Here is a 16,916-nt window from a genome sequence, read left to right on the forward strand (position 1 = left end):
GCGCGCGTCGAGCGGGGGCCGTGCGTCGGGGCCGTGGATCGGCGCCGCCATGTGCCGGAATGAGCGGCCGTGGCGGCATGCACTGCGGGAATGAAACGGCGGTGCGCCCGGGCGGCACCGCCCGTCGTCAGATCCCCGCCTTTGGCGCGTTCAGGATCAGCCGCAGCCCGAGCAGCGTGATCGCGCCGGCCGCGACGCGGTCGACCCATTTCTTCGCGCGCAGGTAGAGCTCGCGCGGCCGGCGGGTCGAGAAGCACAGCGCGACGATCGTGTACCAGCCGAACTCGACGCCGAACACGAGCGGCGGCAGCGCCAGGTAGCACCACAGCGGCGGATGCTGCGGCAACAGCGCCGCGAAGATGCTGCCGTACCAGATCGCCGTCTTCGGGTTGCTCAGCTGGGTCGTGAGGCCGGTCCAGAACGACTTGCGCGCGCTGCCGGCGACGACGGCCTGCGGGTCGTCCATCGCGATCGGCCGGTCGGCGCCGCGCCAGATCTTCGACGCCATGTAGATCAGGTACGCGCCGCCCGCCACCTTGAGCCCCACATACAGCCATTCGACCGCCTGCAGCAGCGTGTAGAGCCCGGCCAGCGCGACGCCGCCGAACGCGATTCCGCCGACGCCCATGCCGAGCGCGGTAGCCAGCCCGTCGCGGCGTGACAGCCCGATCGAATTGCGGGCGACCAGCACGAAACTCGGGCCCGGGATCATCGCGCCAAGCCACAGCGCGGCCAGAATGGCGAGTACGGCAGCCGATGCAGTCATCGAAGTCTCCTTGTCAGCGACGCCGAAGCGCCGGCGCCTGCGTGTCGATTTCCGACGGTGAAGCCGATGATTCTGGCACGCTTCGCGGGCCGCCGAAAGCGCCCGTGCGCTGCTATGCTGGCTGCCGTTCCCGCCACCCCGCCCCGCTACCGATGATCGAAATCCGCGCCGCCCGCTATCCCGACGATGCCGCCGTCGTCGAAGCGATCTTCCGCGAGTACATCGCGAGCCCGACCGTCAGCCTCGCGTTCCAGGACTACGAGCCTGAACTCGCCGCGCTGCCCGGCAAATACGCGGCGCCGCGCGGGCAATTGCTGCTCGCATGGCACGGCGAGCGCGCCGTCGGCTGCGCGGCGTTTCGCGAAATCGACGCGACGACGTGCGAGATGAAGCGCGTGTACGTGCGCCCCGAAGCGCGTGGGCTGAACGTCGGCCGGCAGCTCGTCGAACGGCTGCTGCGCGATGCGAAGGCGGCCGGCTATGCGCGGATGTGTCTCGACGTGCTGCCCGAATTCGTCGCCGCAAGGCAGCTGTATGGTTCGCTCGGCTTCACGCCCGCGCCGCCCGTTGCATTCAATCCGGTGCCTGGCACCGCGTTTCTCGGGCGGGACCTGTGATGCGCGCGCCGGCCGAGGCGGCCCGTCGGGCCCTCGTTTCGCTGCTCGCCGCGTGGTGCTGCCATACGCAGGCAGCGCCGGCGCTGCCGCCGTCGATCGCCGCGCAACTGCCCGCCGGCTATCAGCCGTTCCTCGCGCAGCAAGGGCCGGCACTCGACAACGGGCTGCACAACCTGCTCGTCGTCGTGCATCGCGCGAACGATACGCGCGAGCAGCCTTCGCCGCGTCCGCTCCTGATCTACGAGGAACAGGCGGACCACACCTATCGGCTCGCCGCGCGCAACGATGTCGTCGTGCTGCGCGCGAACGACGCGCTGCAATGCGACCCGTTCGATCCGGAAGATGCCGCCGACGGCGGGATCGCCGTGAAGGGGCGCTATTTCACGGTGCAGAACGACGTTGCATGCGGCCAGCACTGGAGCGATTACGTGACGTTCCGCTACGACCCGCGCACGCATGGCTGGATGTTTTCCAGCCAGATCCATACCGAATCGTTTCCGCTCGACCCCGACAAACCCGATTTCGTCAGCACGGTGCGTGCCGATGCACGCAAGCCGGTGTCGTTCGATCAGTGGATGCGCAAGGAATAGAACCGGCACGCCGCACGCAGCAACACGGGTGCCGGCCCCTCCTTCAACGCGCGCCGGCCCCGCCGGGCAGCACTCGCCTGCACACGCGAACCGGTCTACCATGGACGCTCGTCGCCGTTCGGGCACGCGCCGTCGCGGCATGCGGCTTGCGCGTGCACGCTTCCCACGTTGAACCAGCGCAGGAGGACGTCATGACGCAACACTTCGACGCGATCGTCATCGGCACCGGGCAAGCCGGGCCGCCGCTCGCCGCACGGCTCTCGGGCGCCGGCATGAAAGTCGCGATCGTCGAGCGCGGCCGCTTCGGCGGCACCTGCGTGAACACCGGCTGCATTCCGACCAAGACGCTGATCGCAAGCGCATACGCCGCGCAGCTCGCGCGGCGCGCGGAAGAATATGGCGTATCGGTCGGCCCCGTCAGCGTCGACATGAAGGCCGTCAAGGCGCGCAAGGACCTGATCGCCGGCCGCTCGAACCACGGCGTCGAGCAATGGGTGCGCGGACTCGACAACACGACCGTGTTTCAGGGTCATGCCCGATTCGAGCGCCCCGACGCCGTGCGCGTGGGCGACGAGCTGCTCGAGGCCGACCGCATCTTCATCAACGTCGGCGGGCGCGCGCAGATCCCGCCGATGCCGGGCCTCGACTCGGTGCCGTACCTGACCAACTCGACGATGATGGACGTCGACTTCCTGCCCGGGCATCTCGTGATCATCGGCGGCAGCTACGTCGGGCTCGAATTCGGTCAGATGTATCGTCGCTTCGGCTCGAAGGTCACGATCGTCGAGAAAGGTTCGCGCCTGATCCATCGCGAGGACGAGGACGTATCGCAGGCCGTGCGCGAGGTGCTCGCGAACGAAGGCATCGACGTGCAGCTCGACGCGAACTGCCTGAACGCGCGGCGCGACGGCGACGGCATCGTGGTCGGCCTCGATTGTGCGGGCGGCGGCCGCGAGGTCGCCGGCTCGCACCTGCTGCTCGCGGTCGGCCGCGTGCCGAACACCGGCGATCTCGGGCTCGAGCAGGCCGGTGTCGCGACCGACTCGCGCGGCTACATCACGGTCGACGACCAGCTGCGCACCAACGTGCCCGGCATCTGGGCGCTCGGCGACTGCAACGGGCGCGGCGCGTTCACGCACACCGCGTACAACGACTACGAGATCGTCGCCGCGAACCTGCTCGACGACGATCCGCGCAAGGTATCGGACCGCATCACCGCGTACGCGATGTACGTCGATCCGCCGCTCGGCCGCGTCGGCATGACGCTCGCGGAAGCGAAGCAGACCGGCCGCCGGCTGCTGGTCGGCACGCGGCCGATGACGCGCGTCGGCCGCGCGGTCGAAAAAGGCGAGAGCCAGGGCTTCATGAAGGTGATCGTCGACGCGGACAGCCATGCGATTCTCGGCGCGTCGATCCTCGGCGTGACCGGCGACGAGGTCGTGCACGGGTTGCTCGACGTGATGGCCGCCGGCGCGCCTTACACGACGATCAGCCGCGCGATGCACATCCACCCGACGGTGTCGGAACTTCTGCCGACGCTGCTGCAGGACCTGCATCCGGTCGACTGAAGGACGGGGACGGCCGGGGGCGCGCATATTCCGCGCGCCCCGTTCGTGCATGCGTTGTCCGCGTCGCACCCGAGATCACGGGCGACGCGCAACGGCTCGAACGCGCGAAGCGCTTCATCGTCGACGGGCTCGCGGCCGGCGCGCTGAAGCCGTCGATCGACCGCACGTTCGCGTTCGACGACATCGCCGGAGCCCATCGGTACATGGAAGCCGGCGCGCAGGTCGGCAAGATCGTCGTTACCGTCTGAGCGTTGGCGCGTCGGGCCTGCCGGCCGGAAACGGCGGCACGCCCGGCGCGCCATCGCATTCCGCACTGATATCCAGTCGAATATTTAATTTTCACCCGGGCAAGCGCGCCTTTACCCTTTCGGCATCGCATCACAGGGCCACCGGCCCCTTCTGGAGCATTCCGATGACCGACCCCGGCACCGCGCAAGCCGTTCCCCGCCCGCACGTGGCTTCCGTATCCTGCGGCGCGCTCGCGCTGCTGGTGCTGGCCGGCCTCAACCTGCGCCCGTTCCTGACCGCGTTCGGCCCCGTGCTCGATCTCGTGCGCGCCGACACCGGCCTCGGTTTTCGTGCGGCCGCGCTGCTGACCACGCTGCCGTTCGTGCTGATGGGCGTGGTCGCCGGCATCGGCGTCGGGCTCGCGCGGCGCGTCGGCGAACAGCGCGCGCTGGCCGCCGCGCTGGCGCTGATCGCGGCGGGTTGCGCCGCGCGCCTGTGGACCGGCGGCAGCACCGGTCTGGTCGTCACGTCGATCGTCGCGGGCGCGGGCGTCGCGGTAGTGCAGTCGCTCGCGCCCGGTCTGGCAAAGCGCTGGTTCGTCGACCGGCTGCCGCTCGCGATGGGGCTCTATTCGGCCGCGCTGGTCGGCGGCGGCGCGTTCGGCGCGGTCGCGAGCCCGTGGCTCGCCGCGCACGGCGGCTGGCATCTGTCGCTCGCCGTCTGGGCCGTGCCCGCGCTCGTCACGCTCGCGCTGTGGCGCGCGAAGGCGCCGCGCGACGCGATGCATGCCGCGGCGGCATCGGCGCCCGTCGCCGCGTTCGTGCGGATTCCGCGTGCCTGGCAGCTCGCGCTGTTCTTCGGCCTCAGCAACAGCGGCTACGCGAGCCTCGTCGCATGGCTGCCCGCGTTCTATCGCAGCGTCGGCATGAGCGCGCAGGCGAGCGGCAACCTGCTCGCATGGATGGCGCTGTTCCAGGCGGCCGGCGCGCTCGCGATGCCGTTGCTCGCGAAACGTTCGCACGATCGCCGGCCGATGCTGTGGCTCACGCTCGCGTTGCAGGCCGCCGGCTTCGCCGGCTTCGCGACGATGCCCGCGCTCGCGCCGTGGCTGTGGGTCGCGAGCGTCGGCGTCGGGCTCGGCGGCTTCTTCTCGATGAGCCTGATCGTCACGCTCGACCATCTGTCCGACGCGCGGCTTGCAGGCGCGCTCGCCGCGTTCGTGCAGGGCGTCGGCTTCCTGACCGTCGCCGCGAGCCCCTGGCTGATCGGCTGGCTGCGCGACGCGGGCGGCGGCTTCGCGATCGCGTGGTGGATGCATCTCGCCGTGATCGCGTCGATGGCCGCGTTGAACGCCGTGTTCTCGCCCGCCAGCTACCGGCACGGCATGGCGCGCCTCACTGGCGCCGCGCGCTGAAACCGCACGACCGGATGCCCTGACCGGAACGACCGCCGGCATTTTCCGGCGATCGTCCAGCCGCCCGCGCAAGGCCGGGCGCGGGCCGTCACGCCCAACGGCCGCGCATTCGCTTCACCACCCACGATATCAATCCGTCACGGAGACACTCATGAAGAAGCTCGTCATCGCCGCCGCGCTCGCGCTCACGGCAGGCGCCGCCGCCGCGAAAGACCCGGCCGTCCTGCGCCTCGGCGTCGACCCCAGCTACGCGCCGTTCGAATCGCTTGCGCCGGACGGCAGGCTCGTCGGCTTCGACATCGATCTCGGCAACGCGATCTGCGAACGCATGAAGGTGCGCTGCGTGTGGGTCGAGAATGCATTCGACGGGATGATCCCGGCGCTGAAGGCGCGCAAGTTCGACGGCGTGCTGTCGTCGATGAGCGTGACCGAGAAGCGCCTCGCGCAGATCGCGTTCACCGACAAGATCAACAACGTGCCGCCGCGCCTCGTCGCGCGGCGCGGCTCGAACCTGCAGCCGACGGCCGAGTCGCTGGCCGGCAAAAGCGTCGGCGTCGAGCAGGGGTCGACGCAGGAAACCTATGCGCGCACGTACTGGGAACCGAAGGGCGTGATCGTGCGCACCTACCAGACGCAGGACCTCGTCTATCAGGATTTGATTTCCGGCCGCCTCGACGCGTCGCTGCAATCGTCGGTGCAGGCCGATCTCGCTTCCTGAAGACCGCGAAGGGTGCGAACTTCGCATTCGCGGGGCCGCCGCTGCACGATCCGAAGACGCTCGGCGTCGGGTCGGCGATCGGTGTGCGCAAGGACGACGATGCGCTGCGCATGCAGATCAACCAGGCGCTCGCCAGCCTGATTCAGGACGGCACGTATCAACGGATCGCGAAGAAATACTTCTCGTTCGATATCCATGACTGACGGCGCGCCGCGCACGGACGCGCCGGCGTTCACGGTCCCGCCAGGACCGTTCGGCGGAACGTGCCCCGGGACGAGCGCGGCTTCGCCGTCCAGTTCGGTTTCCGGCATGGATTCGTCGCAAATGGCGGCCAGTCCGGCGACCAATCCGGCGGTCGACCGCTTCGCCGAACTGCGCGCGAAGGCCATGGCGCTGGGGTTCCGGACCGAAAGCTGACGGCAGCGCGAAGGCGGCGGCCGCGATCGTGGCGGATGCGGCCGCCCCCGTTGCAGCCGACCCGCCGCGCACCGCGACGGCGCATCCGCCTTCCCCCCTTGCGCCCCCTTCTGTCGCATTCTTCCGAATTCACGTCGCATGCAGACAAAAGCTTTCGTTCCGCGCCGCCGTTAACCCGTTTGCAGTCCAGGCGCCCCGCATCGCGAAGCGGCGCCCATCGTCGTTCGTGATCCGGAAGCCACATCCGCCGTCGGCCGCCCTTCGGGCCGCAGGCAAGGGAACGTCATGCGCAAACTCACCATCCGCGGCGGCCTCGTCGCGACCATCGCCGGCTATACCGTGCTACTCGTGCTGGTGGTCGGCGCCTGCATCGCCGCGCTCTACGCCGGCAACGGCTCGCTGGAAGCGATGTACCGCGACGACACCGCGTCGCTGCTGCACCTGAAAACCAGTTCGGAGCGCATGCTCGTGCTGCGCGAACGCGTGAGCGACGTCGCGCAGATCATCAGCGCCGGCCAGCCCGCGAAGACGGAAATCGCGCAGATCCATACGCTGCTCAAGCAGAGCAACGACGAACTGGACGCCTACGCGCGCCTGCATGCGCGCGATGCCGACGAGCAGACGTTGTTCGATACGCTGCAGAGCCGCCGCCGCACGCTGCTCGACCAGGTTTTCCTGAAGGCGATGTCGCAACTCGACCACGACAACGCGTTCGATTTCCTCGACACGCACCGCAATGCGCCGCCGGCGCTCTTCACCGCCTACCAGGACGCGATCGATGCGCTCGAATCGTTCCAGGTCGCCCGCCAGAAGGCTCGCTACGACGCGGCCGGCGAGCGCTTCCAGCGGATCGTGTGGGCGATGGCGGCGGTCGCCCTGTTCGCGCTGGCGGTCGGCTTCGTCGCGCAGCGCGTGCTCGCGAAGGCGATCATCGCGCCGATCCATCTCGCCGTCGCGCATTTCGACAGGATTTCGAAAGGCGACCTGACCGGCACGGTCGCCATTCCCGGCGAAAACGAAATGGCGTATCTGCTGAATGCGCTGAAGCGAATGCAGGACGGCCTCGTCGAAACCGTGACCCAGGTCCGCACGAGCACGGAGACGATCGTCGGCGACGCCCGCACGATCGCGAGCGGCAACGTCGATCTGTCCGCGCGCACCGAGCAGCAGGCCGTGTCGCTGCAGCAGGCCGCGGCGAGCGTGGAGCAACTGACCGCCACCGTGCGCCAGAACGCCGACAACGCACGCGATGCGCGCACTTACGCCGAGGGTGCCGCCGGGATCGCAACGAAAGGCGGAGACGCGATGCAGCGTGTGGTCGAAACGATGTCGTCGATATCGAACAGCTCGGCGCGGATCTCCGGCATTGTCGCCGTGATCGAGAGCATCGCGTTCCAGACGAACATCCTCGCGTTGAACGCCGCCGTCGAAGCGGCGCGCGCGGGCGAACAGGGGCGTGGTTTCGCCGTGGTCGCGACCGAGGTGCGCGGGCTCGCGCAGCGCTGCGCGTCGGCGGCCAAGGAAATCCGCGAACTCATCGGCGATTCGACGCAGCGCGTCGAAGACGGCAGCAGTCTCGTCGCACTCGCCGGTTCCGCGATGACGGAGCTCGTCGCCGCGGTCGAGCGCGTGAACGCGATCATGGGCGAAACGAGCATCGCCTTCGACGAGCAAACGTCCGGGATCGAGCAGGTGAACGCCGCCGTCATCCAGATGGAGCAGACGATGCAGCGCAACGCGGCGCTGGTCGAGGAAGCGGCGGCCGCCGCGCTATCGCTCGAGGATCAGAGCGCGCGGCTGAGCGATGCGGTCGCGCAATTCCATCTTCGGGAAGCGGCGGCGGCATGATGTAACCGGCCCGATTCGGGGCCGGTTGGCCGGCACGGCACCCGAGCCGCCGCCCGGTGTCGTTGCCGGCGACCTGTGGATCGTCCGGTGTGCCGCCAGCGGCTACGCCACCCGTTCCAGCAGGTCCGTCGCGAACGACTTCGCATGCGCGATGGCCTCCTGCGCATCGGGGAATACACCGAGCTGCTCCCAGTGCTCTTCGGCTGCGTAGGTTCCCCTCACCGCCAACGCCCGCTGAACGCACAACTGCGCCGCGTATCTGCCGTCGTCCAGTGGACGGGCCGTCGCGATGACCTTGTGCGGGGGGCTCGCCCGCTCCGGCTGAACGAGCTCGACGGAGCCGCCGGCCGTGCCGATAGCCATCAACTCGTTCCTGGCCTTGCAGTCCGGGCAGTAGAAGCACCATCCCGCGTCGTCCTGAAGAGACCTGATCTGGCCGCGCGCCAGCACGGCACGACATTCAACGTTTTCGCAGATGAACGGCATGGCAGTCTCCGAAGTTGTTTGACGGAAATCCTAGCATGTCCGTCGACGGCGAAACCACCAAAAAACCGGGCCGGCATCGCCGACATCGCGCCGCGCAACCCGTCTATCCGGTTTTCCCGGATAGCCCGTGCATCGGCCGCCGCAATGCGGCATCGAACGGGTTCGTGCGCGGGCCGATCGCGTCAGCCTGGCGCCTGAGCAGTTCGACGACCATCGGCATCCGGTCGTCGCCGAGGCGCGACGCCAGCGTGCCGACGCTCAGCGCGCCGACCGGATAACCGGTGCGATCGAGGATCGGCACCGCGACGCCGGCCATCCCGTCAAGCACGCCGCTGTTGCGGCCCGCGTAGCCGAGCTGCCGCACGCGTTCGATCTCGGTGCGCAGGTACACCTCGTCGAGCACGCCGTACCCGCGAATGCGCGGCACGTTGAAGCGGATCACCTCCTCGCGCTCGGCCTCCGGCAGGAACGCGAGGATCGCGAGGCTGCCCTGCCCGACGCCGAGCGCGATGCGCCCGCCGATGTCGCCGGTAAACGAGCGGATCGGGAACGGCCCCTCGCACAGGTCCAGACACACCGCGTCGAAGCCGCTCTTCACGAGCAGGAAGATGGTCTCGCCAAGACTCGCGCACAGCCGCAGCAGCGCGGGCCGGCACAGCGTGCGCATGCTGCTCGGGTTGCCGGCCAGTGCGGCGAGCGCGAAGAAGTCGACGCTCAGCCGGTACAGCTTCGACTGCTCGTCCTGCTCGACCATCCCTTCGGCGATCAGCGATTGCAGGATCCGGTGCGCGGTGCCCTGCGTGAGGCCGACGGCCTTCGCGAGGTGCGTGACGCGCACGCCGTCCTGCTGCATGCCGGCCAGTGCGCGCAGGATCGCGAACGCACGCTGCAGCATGCCGGCGCCCGGCGCGCCGGCCGTGTCGGCAGCGTCCTCGCCCGGGGACGGCAGGCGCGCGGCAGGCGACGTTCCGGGCGACTGGGGTTCCTGCATGCCGGCTCTCCTCGAGGATTTCATTGAACGGAATGTGCGAATCGCCATTGTGGCCCCGCCGAAATACGCCCGGCATTCGGGTGTGCACGGGATTGACGCACGTGTTTCAGGGTCCGCCCGCCCTTCATCCAGCGGAACGATTTGCCGCTGCTTCGGCAATCCATTCCGATGAGCGGAATTTTTTCAAAGTTCATCTCGTTGAGCAGAATTCGAAATTGACGCACCGAAATATGGCTGGCTAGAGTCCGCGTCAATGACGCACCGGCCATCCGGTGTGCGAACCCGGAGCTCCCCATGTCGTTTCTCACGCTTACGGATCTGACGAAATCGTTCGGCGAGCTCACCGCCGTCGCCGACGTCAACCTGTCGGTCGAACAAGGCGAATTCGTGTCGCTGCTCGGGCCGTCGGGCTGCGGCAAGACCACGACGCTGCAGATGATCGCCGGCTTCGTCGACGTCACGCGCGGCCGCATCACGCTCGACGGGCAGGACATCACGCACATGAAGCCGAACCGCCGCGGGCTCGGCATCGTGTTCCAGAGCTATGCGCTGTTTCCGCACATGAGCGTCGCGGAGAACGTCGGCTTCGGCCTCGACATGCGCGGCGTCGACAAGACGGAGCGCGCCGAGCGCATCCGCGCGGCGCTTGCGCTCGTGCGGCTCGATGCGCTCTCGCACCGCTTTCCGCGCGAACTGTCCGGCGGCCAGCGGCAGCGCGTCGCGATCGCGCGCGCGGTCGTGATCGAACCGCCGGTGCTGCTGCTCGACGAGCCGATGTCGAACCTCGACGCGAAGCTGCGCGAGGAGATGCAGTTCGAACTGCGCGCGATCCAGCGCAAGATCGGCACGACGACGATCATGGTCACGCACGATCAATCGGAGGCGCTGTCGATCAGCGACCGCGTGGTCGTGATGGAAGCCGGCCGCATCACGCAGACGGACACGCCGTATCGCGCGTACGAACGGCCGGAAAACCACTTCGTGTCGCAGTTCATCGGCAAGGCGAACCTGCTGCCCGGCATGATCGTCGCGCACGACGGCGACGCGATCCGCATCGATCTCGGCCACGATCTCGCGGAAACGGGCCGCACCGCGCACCTGCCGGCGCGCGAGCGCGACGTGCGTGTCGGCGACGCCGTGTCGGTCTGCATCCGCCCGGAGAAGCTGCGGCTGTGCGCGCCCGGCGCGGGCCGCTTCGCCGCGACCGTCACGAGCCGCTTCTTCCTCGGCAGCCAGTGGCTGTACCGCGTCGACAGCGCGCTCGGCGAGGTTCTGGTGTGCTGCCAGAACGAAGGCGCGGAACCGCTCGCGGAAGGCGCGCCGGTTGGCGTCGACTGGCACAGCGACGCGGTGCGCGTGATGCGCCGGGAGGCCTGAATGGGACAGCCTACCCGCCCGCTCTCGACCGACGGCGCGCCGGCCGCACTCGCGCCATCGGCCGCGACCGCCGCCTCGGCCGATATCGCGCCGCCCCGCGCCACCGGCGGCCGCACGCCGCGCGCGACGTGGCGTGCGCATGCACCGCTCTGGCTGATGTGCGCGCCCGCGTTCGCGCTGTTCGCCGCGCTCGTGCTCGTGCCGCTCGCGATGACCTTCGCGCTCACGTTCTACCGCTACGACCCGGCCACCGGCCCGATCGCCGCGTTCCAGTTCGGCCACTACGCGGAGGTGCTCGGCTCGCCGTACTTCCATACGATCTTCGCGCGCACGTTCGGCATCGCCGCGCTGACCACCGCGATCTGCGTCGCGATCGGCACGCCGGAAGCGTACGTGCTGTCGAAAATGCGCGATCCGTGGCGCTCGTTGTTCCTGCTCGTGATCCTCGCTCCGCTGCTCGTGTCGGTCGTCGTGCGCGCGTTCGGCTGGAGCATGCTGCTGAACACGAGCGGGCTCGTGAACCAGGCGCTCGGGCTCGTCGGCCTCGGACCGTACAAGCTCGAATACACGACGTTCGCGATCGTGATCGCGCTGGTGCACGTGATGCTGCCGTTCATGGTGATTCCCGTGTGGACCGCGCTGCAGCGGCTCGACCCGCAGACCGAACACGCGGCGCTGTCGCTCGGCGCATCGCCGTTCACGACGCTGCGCCGCATCGTGGTGCCGCAGCTGATGCCGGGCGTGCTGTCGGGCAGCCTGATGGTGTTCGGGCTGTCGGCGAGCGCGTTCGCGATTCCCGGCCTGCTCGGCGGACGCCGGCTGAAGGTCGCGGCGACCGCCGTCTACGACGAATTCCTCGGCTCGCTGAACTGGCCACTCGGCGCGACGATCGCGGTGCTGCTGCTGGTCGCGAACCTCGTCGTGATGCTCACCTACTACCGCGTGCTCGAACGCCGCTACGCGCGCAGCCTCGGAGGCGCTTCCCGATGAGAAAGAACGGCCCCTTCGCCCTTGCGTTCCATACGCTCGTGATCCTGTTCGTGCTCGCCCCGCTCGTGATCGTCGTGCTCGTCGCGTTCACGCCCGATGAAACGCTGACGCTGCCGACGCATGGGCTGTCGCTGCGCTGGTTCCGTGCGATCCTCGACTATCCCGACTTCGTCACCGCGTTCGCCAACAGCGTGAAGCTCGCGTTCGCGTCGGCGACGCTGTCGCTCGCGATCGCGCTGCCCGCGGGGCTCGCGATCGGCCGCGCGACCTTTCCCGGCCGCGCGTTCCTGAACGGCCTGCTGCTGTCGCCGCTCGTGATTCCCGGCCTCGTGCTCGGCATCGCGCTGCTGCGCTTCTTCGCGCTGATCGGCGCGACCGGCTCGTTCGCGTGGCTGGTGGTCGCGCACATGATCGTCATCACGCCGTTCGTGATGCGGCTCGTGCTCGCCTCCGTCGCCGGCCTCGACCGCAGCGTCGAGCAGGCCGCGTGCTCGCTCGGCGCCGATCCGTGGACGACGTTCCGCCGCATCACGCTGCCGATGATCGTGCCCGGCATCACGGGCGGCTGGCTGCTGGCGTTCATCAACAGTTTCGACGAGCTGACGATGTCGATTTTCGTCACGTCGCCGCAGACGGTCACGCTGCCGGTGCGCATGTACATGTACGCGACCGAATCGATCGACCCGATGATGGCGTCGGTATCGGCGCTCGTCATCTTCATCACCGCCGGCGCGATGCTGCTGCTCGATCGCGTGTACGGCCTGAACCGCATCCTGATCGGCCAACACTGATGATGACTTCCGTTTCCCGTTCCACCGACGTCGCGGACGACGGCGCACAGTTCGTGCGCGTCGCCGAACGCGAGCGCGCCGCCGTCGCGTTCACGCTCGACGGTCGTCCGGCGCACGCGCTCGCCGGCGACACCGTGCTCACCGCAATCCTCGTCGCACAGCGCCGCGTGCGCGTGAGCGAATTCAGCGGCAAGCCGCGCGCGGGCTTCTGCCTGATCGGCGCGTGCCAGGACTGCTGGGTGCGTACCGAGGCCGGCACGCGCGTGCGCGCATGCTCGACGCCGATCGCCGAAGGCATGCGGATTCTCACCGGCGCGCAGCCCGCCATGACCGGAGACGCGTCATGAACGATGCATTGCGACCGGTGATCGTCGGCGCGGGGCCGGCCGGCGTGCGCGCGGCCGAGGCGCTGGTCGACGCGGGGCTGCGCCCCGTCGTGATCGACGAGAACGCGCGCTGGGGCGGCCAGATCTACCGGCAGCCGCCGGCCGGCGGCACGTTCGCCCGCGGCAAGCGCGTGCTGTACGGCTTCGAGGCCGCGAAGGCGGACGCCGTGCACCGGACGATGGCCGCGCTGCTGCCGCATGTCGACTACCGGCCGGACACGCTCGCCTGGGCGTGCGGCGCGGGCCGCGTCGACACGCTGCAGGACGGCCGCGAAACGACCGTGCCGTTCTCGCATCTGATCGTCGCGAGCGGCGCGACCGATCGCATGCTGCCGGTGCCGGGCTGGACGCTTGCCGGCGTCTATACGCTCGGCGGCGCGCAGGTCGCGCTGAAGTCGCAGGGCTGCGCGATCGGCAGCCGCATCGTGTTCGCGGGCACGGGACCGTTGCTGTATCTCGTCGCGTATCAGTACGCGAAGGCCGGCGCGCGGGTCGCGGCCGTGGTCGACACGAGCCCGCTGCGCCAGCAGGCGGCGGCCGCTCCCGCGCTGCTGCGCATGCCGTCCACGTTCGCGAAGGGGCTGTACTACATCGGCTGGCTGCGTGCGCATGGCGTCGCGATCGAAACGGGCGTCACGCTCGAACGCGTGCTCGGCGAGCGGCACGTCACGGGGCTCGCGTGGCATGCGGGCGGCGGCGACGCATCGCCGCGGATGATCGACTGCGATGCGCTCGGCCTCGGCTTCGGGCTGCGTTCCGAAACGCAGCTTGCCGATCTCGCCGGTTGCCGGTTCCGGTTCGATCCGCTCAACCGCGCCTGGCTGCCGGAACGCGACGCGGCCGGCCGCACGTCGGTGCGCGGCATCTACGTCGCGGGCGACGGCGCCGGCATCGCGGGCGCCGACGCGGCCGAGGCGTCCGGGCGCCGCGCGGCGCTCGCGCTGCTCGACGACGCCGGCATCGCGACGCCATCGCCGCCGCCGGCCGGCAAACCCGATGCGGCCACGCTGGAGCGCACGCTCGCCCGGCTCGGCGCGTTCCGCGCCGGCCTCGAAGCGGCGTTCGCGCCGCCGCCCGAGCTCGCCGCACGCTGCCCGGACGACACGATCGTGTGCCGCTGCGAGGAGATCGACGCGGGCACGCTGCGGCGCTGCATCCGCGGCGGCGAAGCGACCGAGCTGAACCGGCTGAAGGCGCTGACGCGCGCCGGAATGGGCCGCTGCCAGGGCCGCATGTGCGGCGACGCGACCGCGCTCGTACTCGCCGCCGAAACCGGCCGCCCGCTGGCGGACATCGGCCGGTTGCGTGCGCAACCGCCGGTGAAGCCGTTCCCGATCTCCGCCGCGCTCGCGGGCGACGACGTCGCGGCGATTCCCGACGAGGCGCGCGATGAGTGAGATCCGTCACTACGACGTCGCGATCGTCGGCGGCGGGCTCGTCGGCGCGTCGGCCGCGCTGGCGCTGACGCGCCACGGGCTGCGCGTCGCGCTGTTCGAGCGCCGCGACTGCGGCGCGCAGGCGAGCGGCGTGAACTACGGCGGCGTGCGCTGCCAGGGCCGCCCCGCCGAACAGTTGCCGCTTGCGTTGCGCGCGCGGCGCATCTGGGATCGCCTGCCCGAGCTGATCGGCATCGACGGCGAGTTCGTCGTGTCGGGCCATTTGCGGCTCGCGCGCAGCGACGCCGATCTCGATGCACTCGACGCCTACGCGGTACTCGCGGGCGAGCACGGCCTGCCGCTGCAGGTGATGCGCGGCGACGCGTTCCGCCGCCGCTACCCGTGGCTCGGCCGCGCGGCGCTCGGCGGCTCGCTGTGCGCGATCGACGGGCACGCGAACCCGCGCGTCGTGTCGCCCGCGTTCGCGCGGGCGGCCCGCGCGGCGGGCGCCGACGTGTTCGAGCACACGCCGGTCGACGACGTCCGGCACGACGGCACGCGCTTTCACGTCCGTGCGGGCGGCCGCGCGTGCACCGCGACGTGGCTGATCAACTCGGCCGGCGCATGGGCGAACACGATCGCCGAACGCTTCGGCGAAGCCGTGCCGATGGAGCCGATCTACCCGAACATGTGGGTGACCGAGCCGCTGCCGCCGTTCATCACGCACAACCTCGGCGTCTACGGCGGCGGCGTGTACGCGCGGCAGGTCGCGCGCGGCAACTGCGTGATCGGCGGCGGGCGCGGGCGCGGCGACGGCGAGTTCGGCCAGCCGTCGGTCGACACGACGCGTGCGGTGATGCGCGATGCATGCGCGCTGCTGCCCGAATTGCGCGACGCGCTGCTGATCCGCACGTGGAGCGGCGTCGAAGGCTGCACGCCCGACCACAACCCGATCGTCGGCGCGAGCCGCACGACGCCGAACCTGCTGCATGCGTTCGGTTTTTCCGGCGGCGGCTTCCTGCTCGCGCCGGGCGTCGGCGAGGTGCTTGCCGACCTCGTCACGGCCGGCGCAACCGCCACGCCACTCGAAGCATTCTCGATCGGCCGCTTCGCGCCGCAAACCGCGCCGACCGCCCCTTTCCCTCATGAGGAGACCCAACGATGAAACTGCTCGGAACGATCGCGGCGGCTGCCGCCCTCTGCATCGCAGGCGCCGGCGCGCCCGCGTTCGCGCAAACGAAGACGATCTACATCGGCATGAACGGCGGGCCGATGGAGAAGGCCTATACGAGCCAGGTGCTGCCCGACTTCGAGAAGGCGAACAACGTGAAGGTCGTCGTCGTGCCCGGCACGTCGTCGGACGTGCTCGCGAAGCTGCTCGCGAACCGCAACAAGCCGCAGATCCACGTCGCGTTCCTCGACGACGGCGTGATGGCGCGCGCGGTCAGCCTCGGCGTGTGCCAGAAGCTCGACGATTCGCCGGTGCTGAAGGAGCTGTATCCGTTCGCGCGGATGAAGGACGACGTCGGCGCGGGCGTGCAGCTCGGGATGACCGGCATCGCATACAACAAGAAATTATTCGCGGAAAAAGGCTGGGCGCCGCCGACGTCGTGGATGGACTTCGCCGACCCGAAATACAAGGGCAAGGTCGTGTTCCAGTCCGCGTCGAGCAGCACGTTCGGGCTGCACGGCTTCCTCGCGATCAACCGGCTGCTCGGCGGCAGCGAACAGAACGTCGAGCCCGGCTTCAGCAAGTGGGCGAGCACGGTCGGGCCGAACGTCGTCGAGTACATCCCGAACTCGGCGAAGATCTCGGAGATGGTGCAGACCGGCGAGGCCGGCCTGTTCCCGCTGACGCCGACCGGTGTCGGCGACCTGCAGGACAAGGGCATCCCGGTCGCGTATGCGAACCCGAAGGAAGGCCCGGTGCTGCTGCTCGTCGACCTGTGCGTGGTCGCGAACAACCCCGATCCGCAGCTCGCGCAGAAGCTCGCGCAGTTCCTGCTGTCCGCGCCGGCGCAGACGAAGGCGGCGGAGGCCGGCAAGCAGATCCCGACCAACCGCCTCGCGAAGATGCCCGCCGCGATGCAGCAGAGCCTCGGCAGCGTCGACGATCTCGTGCGCAAGGTGACGGTGGTCGACTGGGCGGCGATCAACGCGCGGCGCGCGCAGTGGGATACGCGCTGGAACCGGCAGATCGAGCGGTGAGCGGCCCGAGCGCCCGCGGGCACGGCCGCGCGCGCCGCGACCATCATTTGCGGGAGTGATGACACTTCCCTTTTTCTGCGGATTTGACCGGGGCGGCGGTGCCGACAACACTAGCCCGCAGTGCCGCAAAGACGGCACGCGCCCG

At 69.7% G+C, this 16,916-nt stretch carries 16 protein-coding genes and 3 pseudogenes; 16 read left to right on the top strand and 3 right to left on the bottom strand.

What is annotated here, in order from left to right:
- Positions 1–127: 127 nt before the first annotated feature.
- Positions 128–766, bottom strand: a complete 639-nt coding sequence (locus tag DIE22_RS01710; RefSeq protein WP_044845331.1) for a LysE family translocator — start codon at positions 764–766, stop codon at positions 128–130.
- A gap of 152 nt (positions 767–918) precedes the next feature.
- On the opposite strand from DIE22_RS01710, the gene DIE22_RS01715 reads away from it, so the two are divergent.
- The 9 genes and pseudogenes from DIE22_RS01715 to DIE22_RS01750 all read left to right on the top strand — a co-directional run bounded on the left by DIE22_RS01715 (position 919) and on the right by DIE22_RS01750 (position 8,166).
- Entirely contained in the window at positions 919–1,383 is a 465-nt protein-coding gene (locus tag DIE22_RS01715) for a GNAT family N-acetyltransferase (protein WP_124501457.1), read from the top strand.
- The gene (locus DIE22_RS01720) at positions 1,383–1,973 is read left to right on the top strand and encodes a hypothetical protein (protein WP_124604248.1); all 591 of its coding nucleotides are present in this window, start codon (positions 1,383–1,385) and stop codon (positions 1,971–1,973) included. The genes DIE22_RS01715 and DIE22_RS01720 overlap by 1 nt, the downstream gene beginning before the upstream one ends.
- Before the next feature lie 191 nt (positions 1,974–2,164).
- Positions 2,165–3,541 carry an FAD-containing oxidoreductase gene (locus tag DIE22_RS01725; protein ID WP_124604250.1) on the top strand — a complete coding sequence of 459 codons (1,377 nt, stop codon included), beginning with the start codon at positions 2,165–2,167 and terminating at the stop codon, positions 3,539–3,541.
- 71 nt (positions 3,542–3,612) lie between these two features.
- Positions 3,613–3,789 (top strand): annotated as a pseudogene (locus DIE22_RS01730) (zinc-binding dehydrogenase); the annotation flags it as partial.
- 164 nt (positions 3,790–3,953) lie between these two features.
- Entirely contained in the window at positions 3,954–5,183 is a 1,230-nt protein-coding gene (locus tag DIE22_RS01735; protein WP_124604251.1) for a cyanate transporter, read from the top strand.
- Between the two features lie 151 nt (positions 5,184–5,334).
- A pseudogene (locus tag DIE22_RS39280) lies at positions 5,335–5,634 on the top strand (transporter substrate-binding domain-containing protein); the annotation flags it as partial.
- Positions 5,529–6,104 (top strand): transporter substrate-binding domain-containing protein, encoded by a 576-nt coding sequence (locus DIE22_RS01740; RefSeq protein WP_409410180.1) that lies wholly within the window; start codon positions 5,529–5,531, stop codon positions 6,102–6,104. The pseudogene DIE22_RS39280 and the gene DIE22_RS01740, both read left to right, overlap by 106 nt.
- A gap of 4 nt (positions 6,105–6,108) precedes the next feature.
- Positions 6,109–6,318: pseudogene (locus DIE22_RS01745) on the top strand (phosphoesterase); the annotation flags it as partial.
- Positions 6,319–6,603: 285 nt separating this feature from the next.
- Positions 6,604–8,166: a methyl-accepting chemotaxis protein gene (locus DIE22_RS01750; protein ID WP_124604253.1), complete on the top strand. Its 1,563-nt coding sequence runs from the start codon at positions 6,604–6,606 to the stop codon at positions 8,164–8,166.
- A 102-nt stretch (positions 8,167–8,268) separates the two neighbouring features.
- Here DIE22_RS01750 and DIE22_RS01755 read toward each other — a convergent pair whose 3' ends face one another.
- Entirely contained in the window at positions 8,269–8,652 is a 384-nt protein-coding gene (locus DIE22_RS01755) for a hypothetical protein (RefSeq protein WP_124501451.1), read from the bottom strand.
- A gap of 103 nt (positions 8,653–8,755) precedes the next feature.
- Positions 8,756–9,643, bottom strand: coding sequence for an IclR family transcriptional regulator (locus DIE22_RS01760; RefSeq protein ID WP_124501450.1), 888 nt, complete (start codon positions 9,641–9,643; stop codon positions 8,756–8,758).
- Positions 9,644–9,937: 294 nt separating this feature from the next.
- Between DIE22_RS01760 and DIE22_RS01770 the strand changes: the two genes are divergently transcribed.
- The 7 genes from DIE22_RS01770 to DIE22_RS01800 are packed head-to-tail and all read left to right on the top strand — an operon-like array spanning position 9,938 to position 16,771.
- Positions 9,938–11,020 (top strand): ABC transporter ATP-binding protein, encoded by a 1,083-nt coding sequence (locus DIE22_RS01770; protein ID WP_124604255.1) that lies wholly within the window; start codon positions 9,938–9,940, stop codon positions 11,018–11,020.
- Complete coding sequence (locus DIE22_RS01775) at positions 11,021–12,010, top strand: ABC transporter permease (protein ID WP_124501448.1); 990 nt, start codon at positions 11,021–11,023, stop codon at positions 12,008–12,010.
- Positions 12,007–12,801: an ABC transporter permease gene (locus tag DIE22_RS01780; protein WP_124501447.1), complete on the top strand. Its 795-nt coding sequence runs from the start codon at positions 12,007–12,009 to the stop codon at positions 12,799–12,801. Before DIE22_RS01775 ends, DIE22_RS01780 begins: the two co-directional genes overlap by 4 nt.
- Positions 12,801–13,148: a (2Fe-2S)-binding protein gene (locus tag DIE22_RS01785; RefSeq protein WP_124501446.1), complete on the top strand. Its 348-nt coding sequence runs from the start codon at positions 12,801–12,803 to the stop codon at positions 13,146–13,148. Before DIE22_RS01780 ends, DIE22_RS01785 begins: the two co-directional genes overlap by 1 nt.
- On the top strand, positions 13,145–14,584 hold the full coding sequence (locus DIE22_RS01790; RefSeq protein WP_124604257.1) for an NAD(P)/FAD-dependent oxidoreductase: 1,440 nt from the start codon (positions 13,145–13,147) through the stop codon (positions 14,582–14,584). Before DIE22_RS01785 ends, DIE22_RS01790 begins: the two co-directional genes overlap by 4 nt.
- Complete coding sequence (locus DIE22_RS01795; protein ID WP_124604259.1) at positions 14,577–15,728, top strand: FAD-binding oxidoreductase; 1,152 nt, start codon at positions 14,577–14,579, stop codon at positions 15,726–15,728. Before DIE22_RS01790 ends, DIE22_RS01795 begins: the two co-directional genes overlap by 8 nt.
- A complete protein-coding gene (locus DIE22_RS01800; protein WP_124604261.1) occupies positions 15,725–16,771 on the top strand; it encodes an ABC transporter substrate-binding protein in 1,047 nt (348 codons plus the stop codon). The genes DIE22_RS01795 and DIE22_RS01800 overlap by 4 nt, the downstream gene beginning before the upstream one ends.
- Positions 16,772–16,916: the final 145 nt, after the last annotated feature.

This window comes from Burkholderia sp. Bp9142 (genome assembly GCF_003853415.1).
Classification (GTDB): Bacteria; Pseudomonadota; Gammaproteobacteria; order Burkholderiales; family Burkholderiaceae; genus Burkholderia.

Bases quoted from the DNA above. Each gene is read 5' to 3' on its own strand.
- DIE22_RS01710 (WP_044845331.1), bottom strand. From the start codon at position 766: ATGACTGCATCGGCTGCCGTACTCGCCATTCTGGCCGCGCTGTGGCTT.
- DIE22_RS01715 (WP_124501457.1), top strand. From the start codon at position 919: ATGATCGAAATCCGCGCCGCCCGCTATCCCGACGATGCCGCCGTCGTC.
- DIE22_RS01720 (WP_124604248.1), top strand. From the start codon at position 1,383: ATGCGCGCGCCGGCCGAGGCGGCCCGTCGGGCCCTCGTTTCGCTGCTC.
- DIE22_RS01725 (WP_124604250.1), top strand. From the start codon at position 2,165: ATGACGCAACACTTCGACGCGATCGTCATCGGCACCGGGCAAGCCGGG.
- DIE22_RS01735 (WP_124604251.1), top strand. From the start codon at position 3,954: ATGACCGACCCCGGCACCGCGCAAGCCGTTCCCCGCCCGCACGTGGCT.
- DIE22_RS01750 (WP_124604253.1), top strand. From the start codon at position 6,604: ATGCGCAAACTCACCATCCGCGGCGGCCTCGTCGCGACCATCGCCGGC.
- DIE22_RS01755 (WP_124501451.1), bottom strand. From the start codon at position 8,652: ATGCCGTTCATCTGCGAAAACGTTGAATGTCGTGCCGTGCTGGCGCGC.
- DIE22_RS01760 (WP_124501450.1), bottom strand. From the start codon at position 9,643: ATGCAGGAACCCCAGTCGCCCGGAACGTCGCCTGCCGCGCGCCTGCCG.
- DIE22_RS01770 (WP_124604255.1), top strand. From the start codon at position 9,938: ATGTCGTTTCTCACGCTTACGGATCTGACGAAATCGTTCGGCGAGCTC.
- DIE22_RS01775 (WP_124501448.1), top strand. From the start codon at position 11,021: ATGGGACAGCCTACCCGCCCGCTCTCGACCGACGGCGCGCCGGCCGCA.
- DIE22_RS01780 (WP_124501447.1), top strand. From the start codon at position 12,007: ATGAGAAAGAACGGCCCCTTCGCCCTTGCGTTCCATACGCTCGTGATC.
- DIE22_RS01785 (WP_124501446.1), top strand. From the start codon at position 12,801: ATGATGACTTCCGTTTCCCGTTCCACCGACGTCGCGGACGACGGCGCA.
- DIE22_RS01790 (WP_124604257.1), top strand. From the start codon at position 13,145: ATGAACGATGCATTGCGACCGGTGATCGTCGGCGCGGGGCCGGCCGGC.
- DIE22_RS01795 (WP_124604259.1), top strand. From the start codon at position 14,577: ATGAGTGAGATCCGTCACTACGACGTCGCGATCGTCGGCGGCGGGCTC.
- DIE22_RS01800 (WP_124604261.1), top strand. From the start codon at position 15,725: ATGAAACTGCTCGGAACGATCGCGGCGGCTGCCGCCCTCTGCATCGCA.